The sequence below is a fragment of the Effusibacillus dendaii genome (assembly GCF_015097055.1).
GTDB classification, from domain to species: Bacteria; Bacillota; Bacilli; order Tumebacillales; family Effusibacillaceae; genus Effusibacillus; species Effusibacillus dendaii.
In genome coordinates this window covers 890,688-912,237 of the sequence record NZ_AP023366.1, presented here as the reverse complement: position 1 = coordinate 912,237, position 21,550 = coordinate 890,688, and the positions used below count along the sequence as shown (strand labels likewise).

Here is a 21,550-nt window from a genome sequence, read left to right as displayed (position 1 = left end):
GGAAGGGGAATCAGGATATGCCCGAAGTATTGTTTCGAGTTGATTTGACAAAACCGATGGACGAACAGGATGTTCCCGGACACAACCGTTGGCATCCGGATATTCCGGCGGTTGTCTCCGTCAATCCGGGAGCTGTGTTCCGCATCGAATGCAAGGATTGGACGGACGGACAAATTCAAAACAACGATGATCCTTCTGACATCCGCGATGTAAATCTGAAACGGGTTCATGTATTGAGCGGGCCGATTTGGGTAAACGGTGCAGAACCGGGCGATATTCTGGTGGTCGACATTTTGGACATGGGAGCGATGCCAAAATCAGAGTGGGGATTCACCGGAATCTTCGCGAAAGAAAACGGCGGCGGGTTTCTTATGGAACAGTATCCGGAAGCAGCCAAGACGATCTGGGATTTTCAAGGCATTTACGCAATGTCCCGCCATATTCCGGGTGTCAAGTTTGCCGGGATCATGCACCCCGGTCTGATTGGGGTAGCTCCCTCACATGAACTGCTGGACCGATGGAACCGACGGGAAGCGGAACTTGTCGCGACCGATCCTTACCGGATTCCGGGTCTGGCCAACCTGCCGGATCCCGATAGTGCGGTGCTCGGATTGTTGAAAGGCGCCGAATTTGACCGGGTGGCGAAAGAAGCGGCGCGGACGGTGCCGCCTCGGGAGAATGGGGGGAACTGCGATATAAAGAATCTTTCGAAGGGGTCCCGCATTTATTTCCCGGTATTTGTAGAGGGAGCCAAATTGTCGATGGGGGATATCCATTTTTCACAGGGGGATGGTGAAATTACGTTTTGCGGTGCGATCGAAATGGCGGGTTGGATCGACCTGCACGTCGATGTGATCAAAGGAGGAATGGCAAAATACGGATTGACAAATAACCCGATTTTCAAGCCGGGTCCGGTCGAGCCCCGATATTCCGAATATCTTGTGTTTGAAGGGATTTCGGTTGACGAGATGACAGGAACGCAACATTACCTGGACGCTCATATTGCCTATCGGAGGGCCTGTTTAAATGCGATCGATTATTTGCAAACAATCGGATACACTGGACAGCAGGCCTATATGATTCTGGGAGCGGCTCCCGTCGAAGGACGAATTAGCGGAATTGTCGATGTGCCAAACGCCTGCTGTACGCTCGCCATCCCGACGGCGATATTTGACAAAGACATTTTGCCCAAATGATGAATGACTGTTTCGAAATCCGGGATAAGAGGTGAGGAGATGCCGATTTATCGATTCGAATGTCCAGATTGTGGCGCTTTTGAGGAACGATTATCTGTCAACGAGCTTCCATCAACCCTTGCATGCCCCATCTGCAAACAGATGGCAAAACGGATCTACACCGCACCGTTTGTCTGGTCCATGGGAGCCGCCATTCGCAAACGGGTGACGGAAAGCACACAGCCGAAGCGGATGAGCCGGGAAGAACTGACCCATTCGGCACACACGCATCATGGTCATGCGCCGAAGGTGGGCCAAAGGCCATGGCAAGTGGGACATTGACTGCATTGACAGCCATTCGGCTGTCTTTTTTTACGGGCTTTATGGGGGGACAGGATATTGATGAAACAAGAAGCGATTCCATTTTTTTGCCACAACGGAGTTGTCCGGTTTTTCGTATTCTTTGATGCGTCTGTGTCAAACCGAATTGATACAGCATGTGCCTTACGGTTTTGAAGACCGATATTCTAAGTTGTCTAACCTTAGAACGAGGATTTTTTTGTATTTTCACGGGAATAAGAAAAATCTCCCTTTCTCATCCAAAAAATGCGGTGCAATGGATGGGCTAAGATTTATTTCGAAAAGAAGAGCATGTCGCGAAAATTGAGGCGGTCGTTAGTGCGAGAAAAGACGAAAGTTTATCAATCATTGTACAGGCGGATGTGGAAGGCAAATTCAATTTATCTGAATGTTTGAATTATATTGACATTTCACAAACGATAAAACATAATAAACTTGAACAGACAGACTGGTCGGTCTATTAGAACAAACTTATTTACAACCGTTTTTAAGGAGGAGAACTATGGGACTCAGGAAACCTGAAGAATTTTTAACAAGTCTACAGGATGGTCGAGAAGTTTATTATCGTGGGAAATTGGTAGAGGATGTTATTTCGCATCCGGTTTTGAAAGTCGGGGTACAAACGGCGCTAGTGGATTATCAAATTACGGAAAAAGAAGAATACAGTGACTTTGCGGTTGCGGTTGAAAATGGAGAAAAGATCAACCGGTTTTTATATGCCCCCAGAACCAAAGACGATTTATTAAAACGGAAACAACTTATCGAAACAGGAAGTCGACTTTGCTTCGGATTTCCCCCTTTTGCCAAAGAAGGAGGAAGCGATGCTCTGAACGCGGTAAGGGTCGCATCTAAATATGTAGATGAGAAGTATGGAACTGAATATAACCAACGAGTAGAAGCGTTTGCTCGTCATCTCCAACGGGGCGATCTGAGCTTGGCTATCGGAATGACGGATGTGAAAGGAGATCGGAGTTTAAGGCCTTCCCGGCAGGCTGATAAGGATTTATACCTGAGAATTGTGGGAAAACGGAGTGACGGAATCGTTGTGCGGGGTGCCAAAGCCCATATGACAGCGGTCCAATATGCAAACGAAATTATTATTCTGCCAACCCGCGCCATGACAGAAGCTGATAAAGAATATGCCGTTTCATTTGCGATTCCGGTGAATACAAAGGGTTTAAAAATAATATCCCGTGCAGGAGCCTATGAAGATCGCCCCTTAAGAGAGGTACCGGTAAGCGGCATGTTTGATATCATGGATGCTTTGGTTGTTTTCGATAATGTTTTTATTCCGAATGAGCGGGTGTTTTTGGGTGGGGAATGGGAATTTGCGGGTTTTTATACACAAATGTTTGCCAACTTCCATCGTATGACAGCCTCCGCATACAAATATCCATACATCGAGTTGTTAATTGGAGCAGCCAAATTAATGGCCGATTATAACGGAACTTCAAAAATGTCTCACGTAAGAGAAAAAATTTCGGAGATGATTCTGTATGGAGAAACATTAAACGCCTTAACCCGATCTGCGTGTGAAAACCCGGTTGAAGACAAACTAACGGGTATTGTATATCCGAATCCTATGATTAGTAACTCAGCAAAGTATCATTTCGCCAACAACTACCATCGAATTGTCAAATACTTGCAAGATATATCAGGGGGAATTATTGTAACTGTTCCTAGTGAAGATGACTTTGAAAACAATGAACTTCGTCCCTATATTCTCAAATATCTTGCAGGAAATGCTAATGAATCCTCTGAACATCGGTATCGAATGATTCGTTTGGTTCATGATTTGGTTGCTTCCGATATGGGGGGATTTTGGGAGGTCACCACTCTTCATGCCGAAGGATCGCTAATGGCCCAAAAAATTGCGGTCTTCACTGAAGCAGATTTTTCCCGATATGAAACTTTGGCAAAGAGCGCAGCTGGGATTTTGAAGCGAGGTGATGGGGATGGAAATATATAAACAATTTTTTGACTTGACTGATCAGATTGTGCTGATTACGGGAGCCAGCAAAGGACTGGGGAAAGGAATGGCCGAAGCATTCGCAGCAGCGGGAGCGAAAGTCTTTCTGATAAGCCGAAATGAAAAACAGCTTCAAGAGAATGTTTCCGCCATTCTCTCGAGAGGGAGTAGAGCTTCTTTTTTCGCTGGCGATGTAAACAATATTGATTTTGTGCATCAGGTGGTCAATGAGATTAGAGAAAAAGAAACCAGAATCGATGTATTAATAAATAATGCGGGAGTCGTTTTTCCTAAAAAGGCGTTTGACATTTCGGTGGAAGACTGGGACTCAACAATTGAAACCAATCTGAAATCGGTTTTCTTTTTCAGCCAGACTGCTGCACAGGTAATGAAGGAAAGATCAGCAGGCAGAATTATTAATATCTCCTCGATCATGGGGGCTGTCGGAGACATTTCACTTTCCACGTATTGCGCTAGCAAAGGGGGGGTAATGCAACTCACTAAAGCTCTGGCTTTGGAATGGGCTAAATACAATATTCAAGTGAATGCGATCGGTCCCGGATATGTCGAAACAGATATGAATCATGATGCGTTTAAAGATGAACATTTTCGAAATTACATCCTAAATAAGACCCCTTTAAGGAGACTTGGGACAATCGATGAAATTGCCGGAGCGGCATTATTCCTAGCGTCTCCGGTTGCAGCGTATATTACAGGCCAAACTATATTTGTCGATGGCGGTTGGACAGCTCAGTAGTAAGGAATATCACGCAAAATTTAAAATGTTAGAATGGTTGTGTAATCGATCTCAGGTAAAATTAGGGAATAAAAATGGCGGAGGAACAGGACAAGAAATGGCGGAGCTTGAAACAAGGGAACGTATCTTACAGATTGCGATCAACTTATTTGAGAAAAAAGGGTACCATAAAGTTTCTGTTGATGAAATTATCGAAGTGAGTTGCAGTTCAAAGGGGGCGTTCTATCACAACTATAAATCGAAAGAAGAACTTCTTTTTACAATCCATGATCGTTATATTCAGTACACGTTAGAAAGAGGTTATGAATGTTATAACGCATGGAATACATCGATAGAACGTCTTGCTGCAATCATTAAAGATTTATTGATTGGTATCGATAAGTATAAAGCTTCGGTGACAATATTTTTCCAGGAGTACAGATATCTGACAGGTGAGTTTTTCGAAATTGTAGAACAGAAACGTGATGAATATGTAGAGTTAATGCTTAAAATTTTGAACGAAGGTCTGGCAACAGGGGAAATCCGGATGGAGTTGCCGTCAAAAATTTTGGCAATGGCGATTTTTGGCATGGTCGATTGGACTTACATCTGGTATCGCAAGAATGGAGAGTATTCGATTGAGGAGATCGCAGATATTTTTGTCGATCTGATTTTAAATTCTGTTTTAAATCATGACTTACGAAACCATCCGTTGTATGAAAAATTCATGCTGAAAAACAAATAAAGCAACATATTGTGAAATCAAACTGATTAGTTCGTTGGAGGTCGTTTCAATCACCGGAAACGGGGAGGGCTTTTTGTGAACCTGGCATTTTCAGTTGAATTTCAAGCCGTAAAAAGGGGAAAACAAACTGCGGTTATTTTTGATGATGTAAATTATGACTATGATTACATGAATAACTTGTCAAATCAATTTGCACTAACTTTGAGAGACCTGGGAGTGGGAAAAGGAGATCGTGTTTCAATTTGGTTGCCAAATGGATTAAGTTTTATAGGCGCATTTTTCGGAATATTGAAACTTGGCGCTTTAGCTGTGCCCATGAACGTTTTGCTTAAGGAGGCAGAGATTTCACACGTACTTGCAGATGCGGAAGTTAAAGTACTAATTACACACTCCACTCATTTTCCAATCTTAAATCATGTTATTGAAAACCTGCCTAATCTTGAAACAGTAATTTTTACCGATGATCATAAGGAGTCTGTTATAGAAAGTGAAAAGTTTAAGTTTTTCAGTTTTATCAAAAGGGAGTCGGATTCTCCTTTTCTGGCGATTGATTTATCACCGGATGATGCCGCGACTATTTTGTATACTTCCGGAACCACAGGGCTCCCTAAAGGTGTTGTGCTGACTCATTATAATTTACAATCCAATGCCGAATTTTACGCAGATCACATTCAATTAACAGATAAACATTTCGGTTGTATTGTTACTCCTTTATCCCACTTATTGGTATTGATGGCAGGTCTGATACTGATATTTTTGAAAGGGGGCAGGTTTTTGTTATTTGAAAAATTCGAAAAAGAATATGTTGCAAGAAAAATTAAAGAACTCGGAATCAATTTCTTTATCGGAGTGCCAGCCATGTATTACATGTTTTTATCGTTACCGGAAAAAGAAGAGTTTGATTTATCCAGTTTGGAAATATGCATTACGAGCGGAGCACAGATGCCATTGGAAGTAAGAAAACGGTTTGAAGAGAGATTCCGCACATTCACGATTCAAGCCTATGGACAAACGGAAGCTTCTCCGGTTATTTCTGTTGATCGCTTAGACATGCAAAGGAAGTTTGAAAGCGTTGGTTATCCTATGTCCCACCTTGAAGTCAAAATTGTGGATCCAACAGGGAATGAAGTTCCAAGAGGGAGTACAGGGGAAATTATTGCAAAGGGACACTGTGTTATGAAGGAATATTGGAGAAATCCCGAGGCAACCCGATCGACTGTAAAAGACGGTTGGCTTCATACCGGGGATATAGGTTATATGGATGAGGATGGTTATCTCCATCTCAAAGATAGGATCAAAGAAGTAATTATCGTTGGCGGTTATAATGTCTATCCCGCTGAGGTGGAAAATGTGATTTATCAACATCCCGCCGTGTTGGAAGCCGCTGTTATTGGAGTTACCGATCAGCGATTAGGGGAAATACCCAAAGCTTTCATTGTCAAAAAGAGGGGAGTGGATGTATCTAAGGAAGAAATTATTCAGTTCTGTTCTTCAAAATTAGCACGATATAAGGTAATGAGAGAAGTTGAATTTATCGATGAAATTCCAAAAACCGTTACAGGAAAGTTGTTGAAGCGAAAGTTAAAAGAACAATACACCAGTTCTCAATACTAAGGGGGTTCACAAAGTGAAAAAAGTTGCTGGGACAGTTTGGGGATATCGCCATATAGTTTTGCTGATCGTTTGGTTGCTTTACATTATCAATTATTTTGACAGGTTATCTGTTTTAACTTTTCTTCCGTTCATTCAAAAGGATCTTCAACTTACCCCGGTACAGGTGGGGCAACTGGCATCCGTGTTTTTCTTTGCATATGCCATTGCTCAAGTGACGGCTGGGTTTCTCGCTGACAAATACGGATCCAAAAAAATCATGGGCTTCGCAATCACCGTATTTACAGCCGTTACCGCTTTGACAGGTGTAGTCAAGAGCTTTGGGCAATTCATTGTACTTCGAATCGGATTGGGACTTGGGGAAGGACATCATTTCCCGCCTGCTTCCCGGTCGATTAATAACTGGTTCCCAACTGAAGAAAGAGGACGTGCCATGTCGTTCTTTACAACTTCATGGGCTGTCGCACCTGCAATTGTTCCCGTTCTTATAACTACTCTGTCTGTATATTTCTTCGAAGGTCAGTGGAGACCTGTGTTTTATGTTCTGGCACTTCCAGGGCTGTTGGGTATCTGGGCCCTGTGGTACTTTGTAACAGATTCGCCCAAAGAAATGCTCGACAAAGGTCGATTGAAAAAAGAGGAGTATGAGCACATCGTTGCAAACACCCCTGACGACGTAAAAACTCCAGTAGAAAAAAAGAAAAAAAACTATGGGATTTTTCTGAAAGATGGTTACTTTTACGTATATTTGGTGGTATTGTTTTGCCAGTTGGCAGTATATTGGGGGAGTACTACCTGGTTAAGCACTTTTCTGGTCAAACAGCATGGCATGGATCTTAAAGCGATGGGATTTTTCGCCTCGGCTCCATATGTTGTTGCCTTCTTTGCGATGATTCTTGGTGGGTGGTTAATGGATAAAGTGTTTAATCGAATGAAACCGATCGCCCTAATTGCATATTTAGGGTGTATCCCGGTCTTATGGTTGCTTGGCACTGTTGAAAAAGGCAATACAGGGCTTCTGTTGACTCTGTTAATGCTGTCAGGATTCTTTATTAACCTGAATTTCGGTTCTATCTATGCATATTTACAGAAAAGGTACCCAAAAGAAATAATTGGAAGTGCGATCGGAGTGGCTAATGGAGTTGGCCAGTTAGGTTCATTCGTTTCTCCTCTTATTGCCGGATATCTGGTGAAAGTGGGGCCTGACGGGACACAGGATTTCAGAATGGTATTTGTATTTTTCGCTCTCGCTTCAGCCTTAGCGGCATTATGTTCGTTTATCCTGAAAGAACAACAAATTACAACATCGCATCATCCAGCAATCAGGGAAAACGAAACTTCCAATCTTTAATCGGGTAAAGACGGACTAGTCCGCATATTAGGCTTGTCGGTCTTTCACAAGTTATAAGCCAGTCGAGTAAGGAGGCTGAAAAAGTGGACAGGCGAAAGGTTTTGAGAAATCTTTTACAGCAAGAGAGGATCATTGTGGCACCAGGCTGTCATGATGCATTAGGAGCAAAAATCATAGAAAAAGTCGGGTTTGATGTAGCTTATATGACCGGTAATGGTGTTTCAGCAAGTTTGATTGGGAAACCGGATATCGGTTTAGTAACCATGCCGGAAATGGTCAGTAGAGCCCGGGGGATTGTATCGGCTGTTAATTTGCCCGTTATTTGTGATGCGGACACGGGATATGGAAACATCAACAACGTAATTAGAACGGTAGAAGAATATGAAGCCGCAGGGGTATCGGCTATTCATATTGAAGATCAGATTACCCCTAAAAAATGCGGCGCTATGGATGGGCTAAAATATATATCAAAGGATGAGCATGTAGCCAAAATTAGAGCAGCCGTTACTGCTAGACAAGACAAAAATTTTTTAATAATTGCACGTACTGACTCCCGCGTATCAATGGGATTGGAAGAGGCGATCAGCCGAGGGAAAGCGTGTGCGGATGCAGGGGCCGATATCATCTATATTGAGATGCTGGAAACAGTTGATGAACTAAAAGAAGTCGCTCGAAAAATTGATGCTCCACTAATGTATGACATGTTGGAAAATACCCGAGTCCCCTATATGAACGTCAAGGAATTGCAGAACATAGGGTATAAACTTGTTATATTCCCGCTATCCTCTACATTTCTGTATGCCGAAACAACCATGCGGTTGATGTCATCTTTGAAGGAAACCGGTACTACTGCCGAATTCCTCGATAAGATGATGACGATTCATGACTATGAAGAACTGCTTGGTCTGCAGCAAATAAAGCAAAGAGAGAAAACATTGATTAATGAGCAGATGACTGGGTGAAGTTAAGAACTTTAAAAAAATAGGTGAATAAATGGGAGGAATAGAGATGCAGGAAGCCGTTCAATTTCTTAAAGAGATGATTCGTTTAAAAAGCGTCAACCCGCCAGGGGATGAAGAACCTGTTGCACGTCTGATCGAAGCAATGTTAAAAAAGAGTGGAATTGAGTCGGAGGTAAGAATTCTTGGAACCAACCGTGCCAATCTGGTAGCGCGAATCAAAGGAACGGGAGCTAAAAAAAGTCTGGTTTACAGCGGACATATGGATACAGTTCCGCCAGGGGACATTTCATGGAAATTCGATCCTTATGGGGCGGTGGAACATGAAGGACATGTCTACGGACGGGGAGCGTCTGACATGAAAGGCGGATTGGCCGCCATGGTTGTGGCGATGACAGAGATCGCCAGGTCGGGAGTGACTCTGCAGGGAGATTTGGTACTGGCTGCAACAGCCGGAGAAGAAGTGGACTGCTGCGGGGCCCGTGCAATGGTTGAGGAGGGGCTTCTGCAGGAGGTTGGTGCCATGGTTATCGGTGAACCCAGCAACGGAGAGATTTTTACCGCCCATAAAGGAGCTCTCTGGCTGGAGATTACAGCTTACGGCAAGACGGCCCACGGTTCAATGCCTGAACAGGGTGTGAATGCGATCGAGCATATGAACCGTTTCATTAATGCATTGAGAGACCGATTTAAATTCCGGTATGACAGGGACCATTTACTCGGAGAGCCGACTTTAAACCTGAGTGTGATTTCCGGTGGGGTCAAGACAAATGTGGTGCCCGATGTGTGCCGACTTCAAATTGATATTCGGACGGTTCCGGGGCAGGATCATCTTCAGATTGTGGCAGACGTGGAAAGATTATTCAAAGAGATCGAAGCGGATACGTCGGCAAAATTTGAATTGGCTGTTCTTAACGACAAACCGTCTGTCCGGACACCTGTCACTCATGAACTGATAGGTCTTTCTCTTGCAACGGCGAAAGAACTGTTCCAAAAAGATTTCCAACCGGCCGGCGTACGATATTTTACAGACGCTTCTGTTTTTGTGCCGGGAGCTGGCGGCGACCTGCCCGTAATTGTTTACGGACCCGGGGATGAAAAGATGGCGCATCAACCGGATGAATTTGTGGAGACAGCCAAGTATCTGGATGCGATCCAGTTTTATAAAGCATTGGCTCTTCGTTTCCTCGTCTGAAGAATAAGCAGGATGGGGCAAGTTCAAAAATATGTTACAATCGGTCCAAGAGCGTTAAACCAGTTCAAGAAGAAACCAGGGAGGCAATACAGGTGGACCTAACATCAATCCAAACTATTGTAGAGGCGATCCGTGATCCGATTCCGCAAGAAGCTTCCATTGCGATAGCCGATCAGTCCCGGTTTATTTTTTATCAACCAAGCAAAAGTATTGACTTACGAATAAAACCTGGGGATGAAATTCAGGAAGGGACGTTGACACGGCTCGCATTAAGAAAACGAGTTCGTCTGTCAAAGTTTGTGGATTCAAGCCCGTTCGGCATAGATTATTATGCAACAAGCACCCCGATTACAAATGGAGATATGACAATCGGATGCTTTACCTTAATTTATCCGTCATATCCTGAATCGTATCTGCCGCGTTATCAGTTCCTGATTGGGAAAGCAGATGGCCGCTGGGTTCCTGTCCCGTTTTCAGATATTTATTTAATCACTTCGGAAACCGGTAAGACGTTTCTTTATACCACAGGCGGCAAATACTTGAATAAATACAGTCTTGTGGAGTTGGAGCGGATGCTGCCTCCCGAACAGTTTATCCGCTGCCACCGCTCTTTCCTTGTAAATGTAAACGAGATTGCGGAAATTCATCCGGATTTTCATTCCACGTTCGTGCTGGTATTGAAAAAAAATAGAAACCTGCGAGTCTCGGTCAGTCAGAAATATGCCAGTCGTTTCCGTCATTTGATGGGTTTTTAAAAAATACATTCCTCTGTCACTAAACCTGCTTGGGCAGTTTGCACCGAGCAGGTGTTTTTACGCGTAACAACCAGGAGTTTTATTTATAAGGCTATGTTAAATCTCAATGTTAATTTTATGTCAAAAGTAAACCGACTTGCTGATAAGGCAGTCAATTGAACTATTGTATCCGTTAGCACAATAAGCAAACTTATATAAATATTTCTAAAATGTTATTTAGAAAGAACAATGCCACCATTTTAAATGGGGAAAGAATGATATCTCCATTAGAGCTTTAATGTTGATACCATTCTTTCAATGAGAAAACCCACACCATGATCTCAAAAAAATTGTTGTATGCATTTTGGTAAAAATGCGTATAAAAAAAGCCGAACACTCAACCTGGCGTTAATAATCATCTAATATGGAAGAACATATTTTTTACTCGACTACTGCCCACGCAAAGCGCACATGTTTACTCGCATAATAACCGTCCGTTCGACTCTGAAAATAGCGTTCTTGGATAGCGGATGGGCTTAAGTTCTCATGAAGACGAAACCCTAAACTTTCCAGTTCAAAAGCTAGTGTTGACGGGTCAAAGGTCGTTTTAATCGGCTCACCTATCTTTCGTAAATCCTCCCGCATCTCTTTCATATGTGGAGTAGCTTCTTGTGGTACAAAGTAATCGAAAATAATCGCACTGCCCTCGGGGGCAATATCGGCAATGGAACGCAGCGTTGCGAACACTTCGTTTCGGGTTAAGTACATTGTGACGCCTAACCAACTAAAAAAGCTTTTAGTCTGCAAGTCATAAGAAGTTCCCTTGAGTGCATCAGCCAAACTCTCCTTTGTGAAATCCACAGGTACAAAGTGAAGATTTGATGGGATTTCCCATTCTAATTCAGCCAGTCGATTAAGTTTGAAGGCTTGTGTGGCCGGGTGGTCAACCTCAAATACTTGAACCTGACTTAAGAGATCCGGACGACGGAAAGCAAAGGTATCCATCCCCGCCCCGAGTATCACATACTGCTTCACCCCTTGTTTTACAGCCTGCTCAAGGTTGTCTTCCGTATATCTTGAACGGCTAAGGACATTAGGTAATCCCATGGTTTGCAATAAAGACGGCAAGGTATTTGTCGCCTGGGCGGAGCATGCCAAGTTGCTTTCAGGAACATGAATCTGGAGAGCTCTAGAAAATCCTTGTTCAATGAGTGCACGTCTTTCCTCTGGTATCAAACGATAGGCTCGAAAGTCATCAAAAATTTTTGGGGTATCATTCATGGCATGGTAGGCACGTAAGTACGCGGTCATTATTGCAGTAAGACTGACTTGGTTTTCTTTCATTCTAATATCCTCCTTTAGAAGTCCGGTGAAAAAGCCCGCCTTAGCAGGCTTTTACCACGGGTTTGCCGAATTGATACTGTAACAAACCATCGAAAGAGTGATTGAACATGAAAGCTCGTAAGTCATCGGCCATCCAGCCTCAGATGTTCCAATTTATAGACATGGATGAACTGGTGCCCAAAAAGCATATCCTGCGCCAACTGAACGAAGCGCTTGATTTTTCCGTTGTCCATGACTGGGTGGCGCCGCTGTACACGGAACGTACCGGCCGCCCGGCGGCTGACCCGGAGCGGATGGTTCGATTGATGCTGCTTTCCTACCTGTTCAACCACTCCGAACGGGAATTGTATCAATTGCTATCTATGCATGCGGGCTATTTGTGGTTTTGCGGGCTGGATTTCGAATCCGTTCAGCGACCGAGTCCGAACCGCCCCTCCCTTCCGGATCGAACGACCTTGGTTAAGACCCGCAAATTGTGGCGAAAGCATGGGATTTTCGAGCAAATGATGATCCATGTTGTCGATCAGTGCATTGCGGCTGGCTTGGTAAAACCGGACGTCCACGCAGGGGTGGACGGATCGCAGGTACGAGCCAACGCATCCGTTCACAGCCTGCAGGAAATCACATTGGCCCCGGTGCATTCCATTGAGGAGTACTTGTCAGAATTAGCTCGTCAGGATCAAGACGAAATGCCTGTGGACCCGAAAAAGGAGGATTCCGATCCCCCTCCGTCGTCCTCCGTAAGGTCCGCTTCAGAGACGACACGCTTACAAGAAGAGGCTGTCCATGAAGACTTTCACGGTAAGAAGTTTTCCAATGCGACACACCGAAGCGTAACCGATCCGGACGCCCGGTTATACAAGAAGAGCAAAGGGCAGGAAGCCTATTTGCGCTATTTGGTCCATAACGTCGTCGATGTGACTTCCGGCGTCATTTTGTCAACGCAGGCAAGTCTTGCGGCGGGCACGGCGGAACGGGAGATCAGCCTTCGACAACTGGCAGCCCTTCGTTTTCAACATCCGACGATTTGGATTCGCACCGTATCCGCCGACAAAGCATATGGAACCCCGGAATATCTTGGCGCATTATTTGCACAAGGGATGATTCCGCTTGTTTCGCTTCGGAATCTGGAACTGGAACCGATCCCAACCTGGAAGAGACAAACCCATGATCCAGAAAAACAGGGAAAAAGAGAGGTCAAAGTACAAGAAGTTCTGATCAAAAACAAAGCCAAACGAATCCAACTGGAAGGCAAGTATCGACAGATCCAAAAAAGGCGTACTCGTTGCGAACATGCCTTTGCAGAAGCAAAAACGGTGCACGGGCTGGATCGTGCACGGAGTAGGGGTCTGGAGAATATGCAAGAGCAGACACTGCTGACCGCCATCGTCCAAAATCTGAAAAGGTTATGTCGGTTTAAGAAAAAACGACCTCAAACCGGTATTTTGGCATGCCAAAATCCGGAATCCGTGATCAGGGAAGAAACTCTAACCTCTGCCATTTTCAGGTTATGTTCAGCTATTTTTTCGTGCATAAGGCCATTCCACACCGTAAACCGGCATTTTTCACCGGACTTTTAGAGCCTATCTCCTTAAGAACTGAGATAACATCTAAAAAGAAGTATATCAAACATACACTTTGTGTAACGGGATTACAAAAATTCAAGGAGTTCCAGCTTGCTACTGTTGTCTAAAGCGTCAGCTACCTTTTTCAGATCCTCGAGATTTATGGGTAAATCATCTCCGAACGCAATGTTACCTCAATAACGGAACGAATGTTCGTAGATATCAAATATCAAATGTAATTTAACATAGCCATTTATAAAATTTCTGCCTTATCGCCAAAAATGCTGCTTTGTCATGAATTTGCGGCAGAATCCGTTTAAAGCATGATATTTTAAAAAAAACAGAAAAATAGTATTGTTGGGGGACTTTGAATGGATGTGACAAACCGCTTGTTCAATCGGGATTTGATGAACCGCATTGTAAGCGCAGAAGAAGCTGCTTCGTGGATTAAGGATGGGATGACGGTGGCGATGAGCGGGTTTACGCAAGCCGGTGACGCGAAAGTCGTTCCGTATGCTTTAGTAGAACGTGTAAAAAGAGAAAAAAAGCCATTTAAAATTAATGTATATACGGGTGCGTCGATCAATTCCGAAATCGACGGCATTCTGGCGGAAGCCAGTATCGTCAATCTCCGTCTGCCATACCAGTCAGAGAAAAGAATGAGAGACAGCATTAACGAAGGGGAAATACGGTACATCGATCAACATCTTTCCCATACAGCCGAAATGATACGGCAAAACGCACTTCCCCAAATTGATATCGCGATTGTGGAAGCGGTTGCAATTACGGAAGAGGGATATATCGTTCCTACAACATCGGTTGGGAATTCTCATATTTTTGTAGAGAAAGCGAAAGCGATTATTGTTGAACTCAATGAGGCGCAACCCACACAATTGATGGGAATTCATGATTTGTATAACCCGGAGGAACAAGGACGCCGCCGCCCCATTCTACTCACGGCAGTCGATCAGCGGATCGGAGCAAGCGCTTTCATGATTGATCCGGACAAGATTAAAGGAATTGTTCTTACAAATCAGCGTGACGTTACTTCAAAGATCATACAACCTGATGAAGATACTGCGATCATGGCGGATCATCTTGTTCATTTTTTTTGTGAGGAAGTAAAGGCCGGGCGACTTGCGAAAAATCTTGCACCGCTGCAGTCAGGAGTCGGTTCTGTGGCAAATGCAGTATTCCATGGTTTCCTGAAGTCCGAATTTACCGACTTGGAAGTTTATTCTGAAGTGCTGCAGGATGCCGTATTTGATTTAATCGATGCAGGAAAAATCAGATTTGCATCAGGATGTTCGATCACACTTTCCCCGGCAAAAGCGGACAAGGTATTAGGTAATTTTGAAAAATATCGCGATAAACTCCTGCTGCGGCCTCAGGAGATATCCAATCACCCGGAAATCGTACGCCGCCTTGGTTTAATTGCGATGAATACCGCCATCGAAGTCGATATTTACGGGAATGTCAATTCTACGCACATGTTTGGTTCCAGAATCATGAATGGTATTGGCGGTTCAGGCGATTTTGCCAGGAATGCAAGATTGACAATCTTTGTTACCAAATCAACAGCTAAAAACGGAAACGTTTCTTGTATCGTTCCGTTTATCTCGCACGTTGACCATACGGAACACGATGTAGACGTGATCGTAACGGAACAGGGTTTAGCAGATCTGCGCGGTCTTTCTCCGCGTGAGAGGGCCTCTGTGATTATAAACAACTGCGCGCATCCCCAGTATCGTCCGCAGTTACTTGAATATTACCAGGAAGCGGTAAAACGAGGGGGACAGACGCCGCATGTGTTGGAAAAGGCTCTTTCATGGCACGTCCGATATCAAAGAGAAGGAACGATGCTTGGAAAAAGCCTGTAGACAAAGTTCCTTGCACGGAGCACGTCTGCAGGCTGAGACTTTAAATTTATATGCGCGCAATTAGGATTTTTCCATTATCGCTTTTAACATGTATCTCAAACGGCGAATCAGTGACTTTTTTCCGGTGATCACTAACGGAACTCTCTTTACATTTTCCGCTTCTACCAACACTTTTTCCGGCAACAAGATTTTCTGTCCCGGGGAAGTGCCGGTGACGGATAAACTGTAATGGTGGCTTGCGTTTTCCAAATTTTCAATTTCAACGTTTCCCACAAATAAATAAGTCTCCGGATTTTGAATTTTGGTTGTTTGGTTGATCCGAACATGATACCCGGGATGGGACACTACCAGATAAACGAGGAACACACCATTTATAAAAAGCAGCAGCAGGGGCAGCCATGTTCCCGGGCCGCTCCGCTTTTTTTCTTTGGCAGGAGCATCTTTGAACACCATTTGCAAGAATCCGTATGGACAGGCGTTGGAACAGAATCGAAAACGCAATATCCCAACCAATAAGAACAGTACGGCGGTTAACAGCAGGAATAGCCCCAAAACCCCATTTATCTTCAACGCCCACACCGTATGCAGAAGCGTTCTCGGATCGATAAAGTAGGAAATAAGCGAAAAGGAAACTAGCGGCGCAAGAATGGCTGCCAGCAGCCAATCAACACCTTTGTATTTCTGACCCAGCCGGGTCAAAAAACCCGATAGAGTATGGTGTGGACACATATAGGCGCAGAAGAATCGATAAGAAAGTTTGGCGCTTAGTATCACGAAAAATACAAGAAACTAAATGGCCACCAGCAGGACGAGACCGTCATCATAGGCAAACTTTCTGCGAAATACATAAAAATGCAGGGACGGTAGATCAATCTGAAAAATTTTTAAAACAGGGACAAGAAAAAAGGCAACAAAGATGATATGACCATCGGAATGAATTTGCGGAAATTCGGGCATCAGCCAGGCGATGTCTGTTTTTTTGGTGCAAGAAAAAGATTGAGCCTTTTTATGTCGAATGTTATACTGTCTACTATAAAAAGACTGGATTCCTTCTGCAGTGAACATAGTCTGACAACCGCTCTCGGGTATGTGCCACCAGCAGTCTCAACGGAAAGGGAGAGTCAATTGAAGCCGAGCAGACGATTTTATCTGGTTGCCGAAGAAATCATGCCGGACGCGATGGTCAAGACGGTGGAAGTGAAAAATATGCTTTCCCGCGGCGATTTCGAAACCGTGCATGATGCAGTCAACTCTGTCGGTCTATCCCGGTCCGCTTTTTACAAATACCGAGACCTGGTGTTTTTGTATGAGGACGAACGGAGGGAGCGTCTGATCACGTTGTCGATGATTCTCGAACACCGTTCCGGTATCCTGTCAAATGTATTGAACACGGTTGCTCAGTATGGTGGAAACGTGATCACGATCACGCAAGGCATACCGTTAAGCCAGGCAGCTCACTTGACGACGACGCTTGATATCAGTCAGTTAAACATATCGACCGATGAACTGACAAAGAATTTACAGGATTTACAAGGTGTAAAAACGGTTGAAATTGTAGGATACAGCTAATTAGACATAAGGAGAGAACGCAGGATGTGGAGAGGGATTATCGAAGAATACCGCGAGTTTATGCCCGTTTCGGACAAAACGCCCATCGTGACATTGTTTGAAGGGAACACCCCGTTGTACCAAGCGCCCAAAATTTCGGCTGCGGTAGGAGCCGAAGTATGGCTCAAGTTCGAAGGTTTGAACCCAACCGGTTCCTTTAAGGATCGCGGTATGACAATGGCCGTCTCGAAAGCGAAAGAAGACGGAGCGGAAGTGGTTATTTGCGCGTCAACAGGCAATACGTCTGCGGCGGCTGCTGCCTATGCCGCAAGGGCAGGCATGAAAGCGGTGGTTGTAATTCCGCATGGTAAAGTCGCGCTTGGAAAATTGGCCCAGACGATTATGTACGGTGCGGAGATTATCGAGATCCACGGGAACTTTGACAGAGGGCTGGAGATCGTGCGGGAGATTTCTGACACGCATCCGATCACGTTGGTGAACTCGGTGAACCCGTTCCGGATTGACGGTCAGAAAACGGCCGCTTTTGAAGTGTGTGATACGTTGGGCGAAGCGCCCAATTACCTGGCGATTCCGGTTGGCAACGCGGGAAATATCACGGCTTACTGGAAAGGGTTTAACGAATACCGGCAAGCCCGCCATTCGGGCAAATTGCCGAAAATGATCGGTTTCGAAGCGGCCGGTTCTGCCGCCATTGTAAAAGGGCAACCGATCCCAGAGCCGGAAACGATTGCCACAGCGATTCGGATCGGAAACCCGGCCAGCTGGCAGCAGGCAGTTGCAGCGGCGAACGATTCGAAGGGGAAAATCGATATGGTGGAAGACCAGGAGATTTTGGAAGCCTACCGCCTGATTGCGTCAGAAGGCGTATTTTGTGAACCGGCATCGGCCGCTTCGGTGGCAGGTGTGTTGAAATTGTCGAAGCAGGGCACATTTTCGGAGACGGACAAAATCGTATGCGTGCTCACAGGAAATGGATTAAAAGACCCGGATAACGCGATCAAGCACGGTGTCTCGATTGAGCCCAAAGTGGTAGATGCAAAAGCAGAGGCGGTCGTTAAGGCCATCTTCGGATAGGGGGAATCGGAATGGGGGTAAGCGTTCGCATTCCAGCGACCACTGCCAATCTGGGGCCCGGCTTTGACACGTTTGGCATGGCACTTTCCCTTTATAATACGCTTGAAGCAGACTGGTCCGGCAACGGCCAACTACGGATCGAAGTGACCGGCGATGGCGCTCACTTGGTGCCGGTCAACGAAACGAATACCGTCTATAAGGCAATGCAGCAAGTGTTTATGGAAGCGGGCGAAAATGAGCTTCTGACAGAGCGAGGGCTGCACATTCGGATTCATAATAATGTGCCTGTCACGCGAGGAATGGGAAGCTCCGCTACCGCGATTGTAGGCGGCCTGTGGGCGGCAAACGAAATGCTGAATTACCCGTTGTCCGAACAGAAATTGGTGGAACTGGCGGTTCGTTTGGAAGGGCACCCGGATAATGTGACCCCGGCTATTTTTGGCGGAGTGGTTGTTTCCGGCGTCGTGAACGAAAAAGTGTATGTGAAACGTTTCTCCGCACCAATCGGTATGCGTTGTGTGGTGGCGGTTCCCGATTTTCAGTTGGCCACGCGGACAAGCCGCAAGGCGTTGCCGCCTGCGCTCCCTTATGCGGACGCGGTGCACAACGTGAATCGAGCCAGTTTGATGGTGGCCGCTCTGTCCGACGGGAATCTCCAGATGTTTTGCGAACTGATGGAAGACCGGCTGCATGAGCCGTATCGGATGCCGCTGGTTCCGGGCATGCAGAAAGCGATTCAATTCGCCAGGGAGGCAGGCGCGTTAGCGGCCGTTCTATCCGGTTCCGGACCTTCCTTGATCGCATTCTGCCAGGAAGGAGCGGAGCAAATCGGAGAGGCTTTGCAAAAGGGGTTCCGTTCAGAAGGAATCACATCTGCGATTTTGCATCTTACGCCTGCTGCCAAAGGCGTTGCGGGTGTAACTCCAATTTCCTAATAAATCCACCTCCTTTGTGTCATTCTAAATCTATTGAATGACATAAGGGGGTTTTTTCATGAATTGGAAAAAAACAGTCAGTATTTGTCTGACGGCAGTAACGGTCGCTTGCGTATCCCCGGCTGGTGCGGGGGCGGCAGGAACAAATTCGGGAAGTTCCGTGTCGGAAAATCGACAGGAGCTGTCAAAAGACTGGCAAGAGCTGCGGAATTTGCAGAAACAGATCAAAATAATGAAACAGACTCTTAAACAAGAGCATCATGAGCTGGTGTTGCTGAGCAAGCAAAAGAACTTGAAACTGGATACGGGGAAGTACCAATCCTTTTTAGAAGAGATCAACAAGTATCGGGAAGCAGACAAAAAACTGTTTGATGAACTCCGCAAGGCGGAGCGGGAACACGATCAGGCCAAACAGCAAAAGGTATTGTCCGCATTGACCGCCCATAAAAAACAGAAACTGAAACTGTTGGAACAAGCGGAGAAATGGCTGTCCGGCGAAATTGAACGAGTCAAGAAACTGCCTGCCTGAATAAATGGGTCTGAGAAAGCTTTTGCAGAAATCGTCAAAACCCTTGCGTTGCACGCAGGGGTTTTTGTCGGTTTGTCTCTTATATTGTGATGGAATGACGAAACGGTGTTGACACGTTCCGTCAACAATTGCAGAATCCCTCTTTTATAATGACAGAGCATGGAGGGGATCGAGATGAATCGACTTGTGGCAGGTATCATGGCGTTGTGCGTATCATCGGTTTTGCTTGGCGGTGCAAGTGGACAAGCCTCTGCCTCGCCGAATGCAAATGTGGTATCGTCTGCTGAAACAAATACAGGTCCGGATATCGCATTGCAAAATTGGGTCAATTGGATTGCGGCGGCAAACTCTGATTTTGCAACATGGAAAGGGGCGTCTGTCACCTGTGTGCTGTCTGAAGAAGACACTGCGGGAGGAGTGTCGGTTTGGCATGTCGAAAACGAGGGCCGCGATTTGGGATATTTGGTGACGGCTGATCAAAACCGGATTTTGCTGGAGTACAGTTCACAAACACCCCCGCCGATCATGCAAAATCGGGCAGGCGGCGTTTACCGGTACGCAGGTCCGGGCATGCACCTGTACCAAGCGACGGGACAACCCAAATGGGTGAATTTGTCCAATGGGGAAACACTTCCTGACGGAACTCCAGTTGCTTACAGGCTTCCGGCGGGTCTTAAGACGGCAGAAGACTCTGTAAAGACAAAACCGCAGCAGGCTGCAAACGTCAAACAGGAAACGTTTCAGACCGATTTGAATCCAGACCGGGGTGTGGCGGTCATGATTTCGCATGGCACAGGCAACTCGCAGCCGTTTTCCACGCAACAATTGGCAGATCCGCAAGGCGGTTATCTGGTATATACGGCGCTTCCAAAAGATTACTATTCGGTTTGGGCGGTCCAGGCGCGTTATTCATTGGACAGCGGCCTATCGTTTTTGCAAGTGCAGGATGTATTTGCGGCGACGAAAGCACCGATTTATGTACCGGACGAACTGTCTGTCAGTTGGGTCGCATCCAAATAGAGAAGGGCGAAATGAATCGGCTGTACTTCAATACGTGGTTGTGACCGCCATTTCAGTTCTGCGATGCGAAGCTCTTTCTCGGCTGCCAGATTCACCTGCTTCTGCTCGTTTTCCAACAGCAGAGACTGGTAGTAGGTTTCCAGTTGGTCGATTTCAGACTGCAGACGTTCTTTTGCCTGTTCGGCCCATGAATGGTCGTCATTTTGCAGTTGTTCCAAAACAGTGTCTTTTATCTGTTGCCAGCCGGTTTGCAGGGAAGCGGCGAGCAGCGATCGATTGACAGAATCCGACTCTGATTCCGGATAGGAGTTGACGAACGGCAGATCGCGAACCTGTTCGTACAGTTCGGGATATATTTTGCCGCTTTTTAAATTAATCCCGTAGGAACGGATTTCATCCCGTCTCCGGTCGGCCATCCAGGAGATTTTTAAAGTGGTCAGCAAAAACGGCACACGCAGAAGGGAGGGTGTATCGGTTTGCGTAAGCCGGACAAACTGTCCTCTCCGTCTTGCCGATTCAAATATTTTCTCCAGACGAAAACAGCCAAGCGCAATCAGCTCAGTTCGTTGCACGTCTTCAATCTCGACGTCAGGGTCAAACACCAGATTGAGCACCGTATTGGGGACCGGCTCACCGATTGTCTCTACCCACATCCAGTAATAAGGCCGGTCTGTCAACTCTTTATCGATCTCACGCGGCAGTTCCACTTGTAAAAAATTCGGTTCATCCCGTAAAATGGGCGAATTTGTCGCCGCAAAGAATTTTCGGCAGTACTCCTGGATTTGCGTGTTGTTCATTT

The 21,550-nt window shown here is 45.6% G+C and carries 20 protein-coding genes; 17 read left to right on the top strand and 3 right to left on the bottom strand.

Translation table 11 applies throughout. The features are described 5' to 3' along the window. Nucleotides 1-17 precede the first annotated feature (17 nt). The 10 genes from fmdA to skT53_RS04715 all read left to right on the top strand — a co-directional run bounded on the left by fmdA (nucleotide 18) and on the right by skT53_RS04715 (nucleotide 10,856). A complete protein-coding gene (gene fmdA, locus skT53_RS04760) occupies nucleotides 18-1,196 on the top strand; it encodes a formamidase (protein ID WP_200760021.1) in 1,179 nt (392 codons plus the stop codon). 39 nt (nucleotides 1,197-1,235) lie between these two features. Continuing rightward, nucleotides 1,236-1,517, top strand: a complete 282-nt coding sequence (locus tag skT53_RS04755; RefSeq protein WP_200760020.1) for an FmdB family zinc ribbon protein — start codon at nucleotides 1,236-1,238, stop codon at nucleotides 1,515-1,517. 520 nt (nucleotides 1,518-2,037) lie between these two features. Then, complete coding sequence (locus tag skT53_RS04750) at nucleotides 2,038-3,504, top strand: 4-hydroxyphenylacetate 3-hydroxylase family protein (protein WP_200760019.1); 1,467 nt, start codon at nucleotides 2,038-2,040, stop codon at nucleotides 3,502-3,504. After that, the gene (locus skT53_RS04745) at nucleotides 3,491-4,261 is read left to right on the top strand and encodes an SDR family NAD(P)-dependent oxidoreductase (RefSeq protein WP_200760018.1); all 771 of its coding nucleotides are present in this window, start codon (nucleotides 3,491-3,493) and stop codon (nucleotides 4,259-4,261) included. Before skT53_RS04750 ends, skT53_RS04745 begins: the two co-directional genes overlap by 14 nt. Then, complete coding sequence (locus skT53_RS04740) at nucleotides 4,239-4,985, top strand: TetR/AcrR family transcriptional regulator (protein WP_226375416.1); 747 nt, start codon at nucleotides 4,239-4,241, stop codon at nucleotides 4,983-4,985. The genes skT53_RS04745 and skT53_RS04740 overlap by 23 nt, the downstream gene beginning before the upstream one ends. Before the next feature lie 75 nt (nucleotides 4,986-5,060). Next, nucleotides 5,061-6,599, top strand: a complete 1,539-nt coding sequence (locus tag skT53_RS04735) for a class I adenylate-forming enzyme family protein (protein ID WP_200760016.1) — start codon at nucleotides 5,061-5,063, stop codon at nucleotides 6,597-6,599. Nucleotides 6,600-6,612: 13 nt separating this feature from the next. Then, nucleotides 6,613-7,947 carry an MFS transporter gene (locus tag skT53_RS04730; RefSeq protein ID WP_200760015.1) on the top strand — a complete coding sequence of 445 codons (1,335 nt, stop codon included), beginning with the start codon at nucleotides 6,613-6,615 and terminating at the stop codon, nucleotides 7,945-7,947. A gap of 83 nt (nucleotides 7,948-8,030) precedes the next feature. After that, entirely contained in the window at nucleotides 8,031-8,909 is an 879-nt protein-coding gene (locus tag skT53_RS04725) for an isocitrate lyase/PEP mutase family protein (protein WP_200760014.1), read from the top strand. Between the two features lie 46 nt (nucleotides 8,910-8,955). Then, nucleotides 8,956-10,101: a M20 family metallopeptidase gene (locus tag skT53_RS04720; protein WP_200760013.1), complete on the top strand. Its 1,146-nt coding sequence runs from the start codon at nucleotides 8,956-8,958 to the stop codon at nucleotides 10,099-10,101. Between the two features lie 92 nt (nucleotides 10,102-10,193). Further along, nucleotides 10,194-10,856: a LytTR family DNA-binding domain-containing protein gene (locus skT53_RS04715; RefSeq protein WP_200760012.1), complete on the top strand. Its 663-nt coding sequence runs from the start codon at nucleotides 10,194-10,196 to the stop codon at nucleotides 10,854-10,856. Between the two features lie 420 nt (nucleotides 10,857-11,276). Here skT53_RS04715 and skT53_RS04710 read toward each other — a convergent pair whose 3' ends face one another. Then, entirely contained in the window at nucleotides 11,277-12,179 is a 903-nt protein-coding gene (locus skT53_RS04710) for a class I SAM-dependent methyltransferase (RefSeq protein WP_200760011.1), read from the bottom strand. Nucleotides 12,180-12,286: 107 nt separating this feature from the next. Here skT53_RS04710 and skT53_RS04705 point away from each other — a divergent pair, with 107 nt between their 5' ends. Next, nucleotides 12,287-13,759, top strand: a complete 1,473-nt coding sequence (locus skT53_RS04705) for a transposase (RefSeq protein WP_404828937.1) — start codon at nucleotides 12,287-12,289, stop codon at nucleotides 13,757-13,759. A 356-nt stretch (nucleotides 13,760-14,115) separates the two neighbouring features. Continuing rightward, nucleotides 14,116-15,624 (top strand): succinyl-CoA:acetate CoA-transferase ScpC, encoded by a 1,509-nt coding sequence (locus tag skT53_RS04700; protein WP_200760010.1) that lies wholly within the window; start codon nucleotides 14,116-14,118, stop codon nucleotides 15,622-15,624. Nucleotides 15,625-15,684: 60 nt separating this feature from the next. Here skT53_RS04700 and skT53_RS04695 read toward each other — a convergent pair whose 3' ends face one another. Continuing rightward, nucleotides 15,685-16,398 (bottom strand): 4Fe-4S binding protein, encoded by a 714-nt coding sequence (locus skT53_RS04695; protein WP_200760009.1) that lies wholly within the window; start codon nucleotides 16,396-16,398, stop codon nucleotides 15,685-15,687. 351 nt (nucleotides 16,399-16,749) lie between these two features. Between skT53_RS04695 and skT53_RS04690 the strand changes: the two genes are divergently transcribed. From skT53_RS04690 to skT53_RS04670, 5 genes are all read left to right on the top strand, one after another. Further along, on the top strand, nucleotides 16,750-17,193 hold the full coding sequence (locus skT53_RS04690; RefSeq protein WP_226375336.1) for an ACT domain-containing protein: 444 nt from the start codon (nucleotides 16,750-16,752) through the stop codon (nucleotides 17,191-17,193). A 24-nt stretch (nucleotides 17,194-17,217) separates the two neighbouring features. Then, on the top strand, nucleotides 17,218-18,267 hold the full coding sequence (thrC, locus tag skT53_RS04685; RefSeq protein WP_200760007.1) for a threonine synthase: 1,050 nt from the start codon (nucleotides 17,218-17,220) through the stop codon (nucleotides 18,265-18,267). Between the two features lie 11 nt (nucleotides 18,268-18,278). Then, on the top strand, nucleotides 18,279-19,202 hold the full coding sequence (gene thrB, locus skT53_RS04680) for a homoserine kinase (protein WP_200760006.1): 924 nt from the start codon (nucleotides 18,279-18,281) through the stop codon (nucleotides 19,200-19,202). A gap of 58 nt (nucleotides 19,203-19,260) precedes the next feature. Continuing rightward, complete coding sequence (locus skT53_RS04675; RefSeq protein WP_200760005.1) at nucleotides 19,261-19,731, top strand: hypothetical protein; 471 nt, start codon at nucleotides 19,261-19,263, stop codon at nucleotides 19,729-19,731. Between the two features lie 174 nt (nucleotides 19,732-19,905). Beyond that, nucleotides 19,906-20,751, top strand: a complete 846-nt coding sequence (locus tag skT53_RS04670; RefSeq protein WP_200760004.1) for a hypothetical protein — start codon at nucleotides 19,906-19,908, stop codon at nucleotides 20,749-20,751. Here skT53_RS04670 and skT53_RS04665 read toward each other — a convergent pair. Then, nucleotides 20,706-21,548 (bottom strand): YqhG family protein, encoded by an 843-nt coding sequence (locus skT53_RS04665; RefSeq protein WP_200760003.1) that lies wholly within the window; start codon nucleotides 21,546-21,548, stop codon nucleotides 20,706-20,708. The genes skT53_RS04670 and skT53_RS04665 overlap by 46 nt on opposite strands. Nucleotides 21,549-21,550: the final 2 nt, after the last annotated feature.

What these genes read in the sequence shown, in the direction of transcription:
- fmdA (WP_200760021.1), top strand. Translation starts at nt 18, where the DNA reads ATGCCCGAAGTATTGTTTCGAGTTGATTTGACAAAACCGATGGACGAA.
- skT53_RS04755 (WP_200760020.1), top strand. Translation starts at nt 1,236, where the DNA reads ATGCCGATTTATCGATTCGAATGTCCAGATTGTGGCGCTTTTGAGGAA.
- skT53_RS04750 (WP_200760019.1), top strand. Translation starts at nt 2,038, where the DNA reads ATGGGACTCAGGAAACCTGAAGAATTTTTAACAAGTCTACAGGATGGT.
- skT53_RS04745 (WP_200760018.1), top strand. Translation starts at nt 3,491, where the DNA reads ATGGAAATATATAAACAATTTTTTGACTTGACTGATCAGATTGTGCTG.
- skT53_RS04740 (WP_226375416.1), top strand. Translation starts at nt 4,239, where the DNA reads ATGGCGGTTGGACAGCTCAGTAGTAAGGAATATCACGCAAAATTTAAA.
- skT53_RS04720 (WP_200760013.1), top strand. Translation starts at nt 8,956, where the DNA reads ATGCAGGAAGCCGTTCAATTTCTTAAAGAGATGATTCGTTTAAAAAGC.
- skT53_RS04710 (WP_200760011.1), bottom strand. Translation starts at nt 12,179, where the DNA reads ATGAAAGAAAACCAAGTCAGTCTTACTGCAATAATGACCGCGTACTTA.
- skT53_RS04705 (WP_404828937.1), top strand. Translation starts at nt 12,287, where the DNA reads ATGAAAGCTCGTAAGTCATCGGCCATCCAGCCTCAGATGTTCCAATTT.
- skT53_RS04700 (WP_200760010.1), top strand. Translation starts at nt 14,116, where the DNA reads ATGGATGTGACAAACCGCTTGTTCAATCGGGATTTGATGAACCGCATT.
- thrC (WP_200760007.1), top strand. Translation starts at nt 17,218, where the DNA reads ATGTGGAGAGGGATTATCGAAGAATACCGCGAGTTTATGCCCGTTTCG.
- thrB (WP_200760006.1), top strand. Translation starts at nt 18,279, where the DNA reads ATGGGGGTAAGCGTTCGCATTCCAGCGACCACTGCCAATCTGGGGCCC.
- skT53_RS04675 (WP_200760005.1), top strand. Translation starts at nt 19,261, where the DNA reads ATGAATTGGAAAAAAACAGTCAGTATTTGTCTGACGGCAGTAACGGTC.
- skT53_RS04670 (WP_200760004.1), top strand. Translation starts at nt 19,906, where the DNA reads ATGAATCGACTTGTGGCAGGTATCATGGCGTTGTGCGTATCATCGGTT.
- skT53_RS04665 (WP_200760003.1), bottom strand. Translation starts at nt 21,548, where the DNA reads ATGAACAACACGCAAATCCAGGAGTACTGCCGAAAATTCTTTGCGGCG.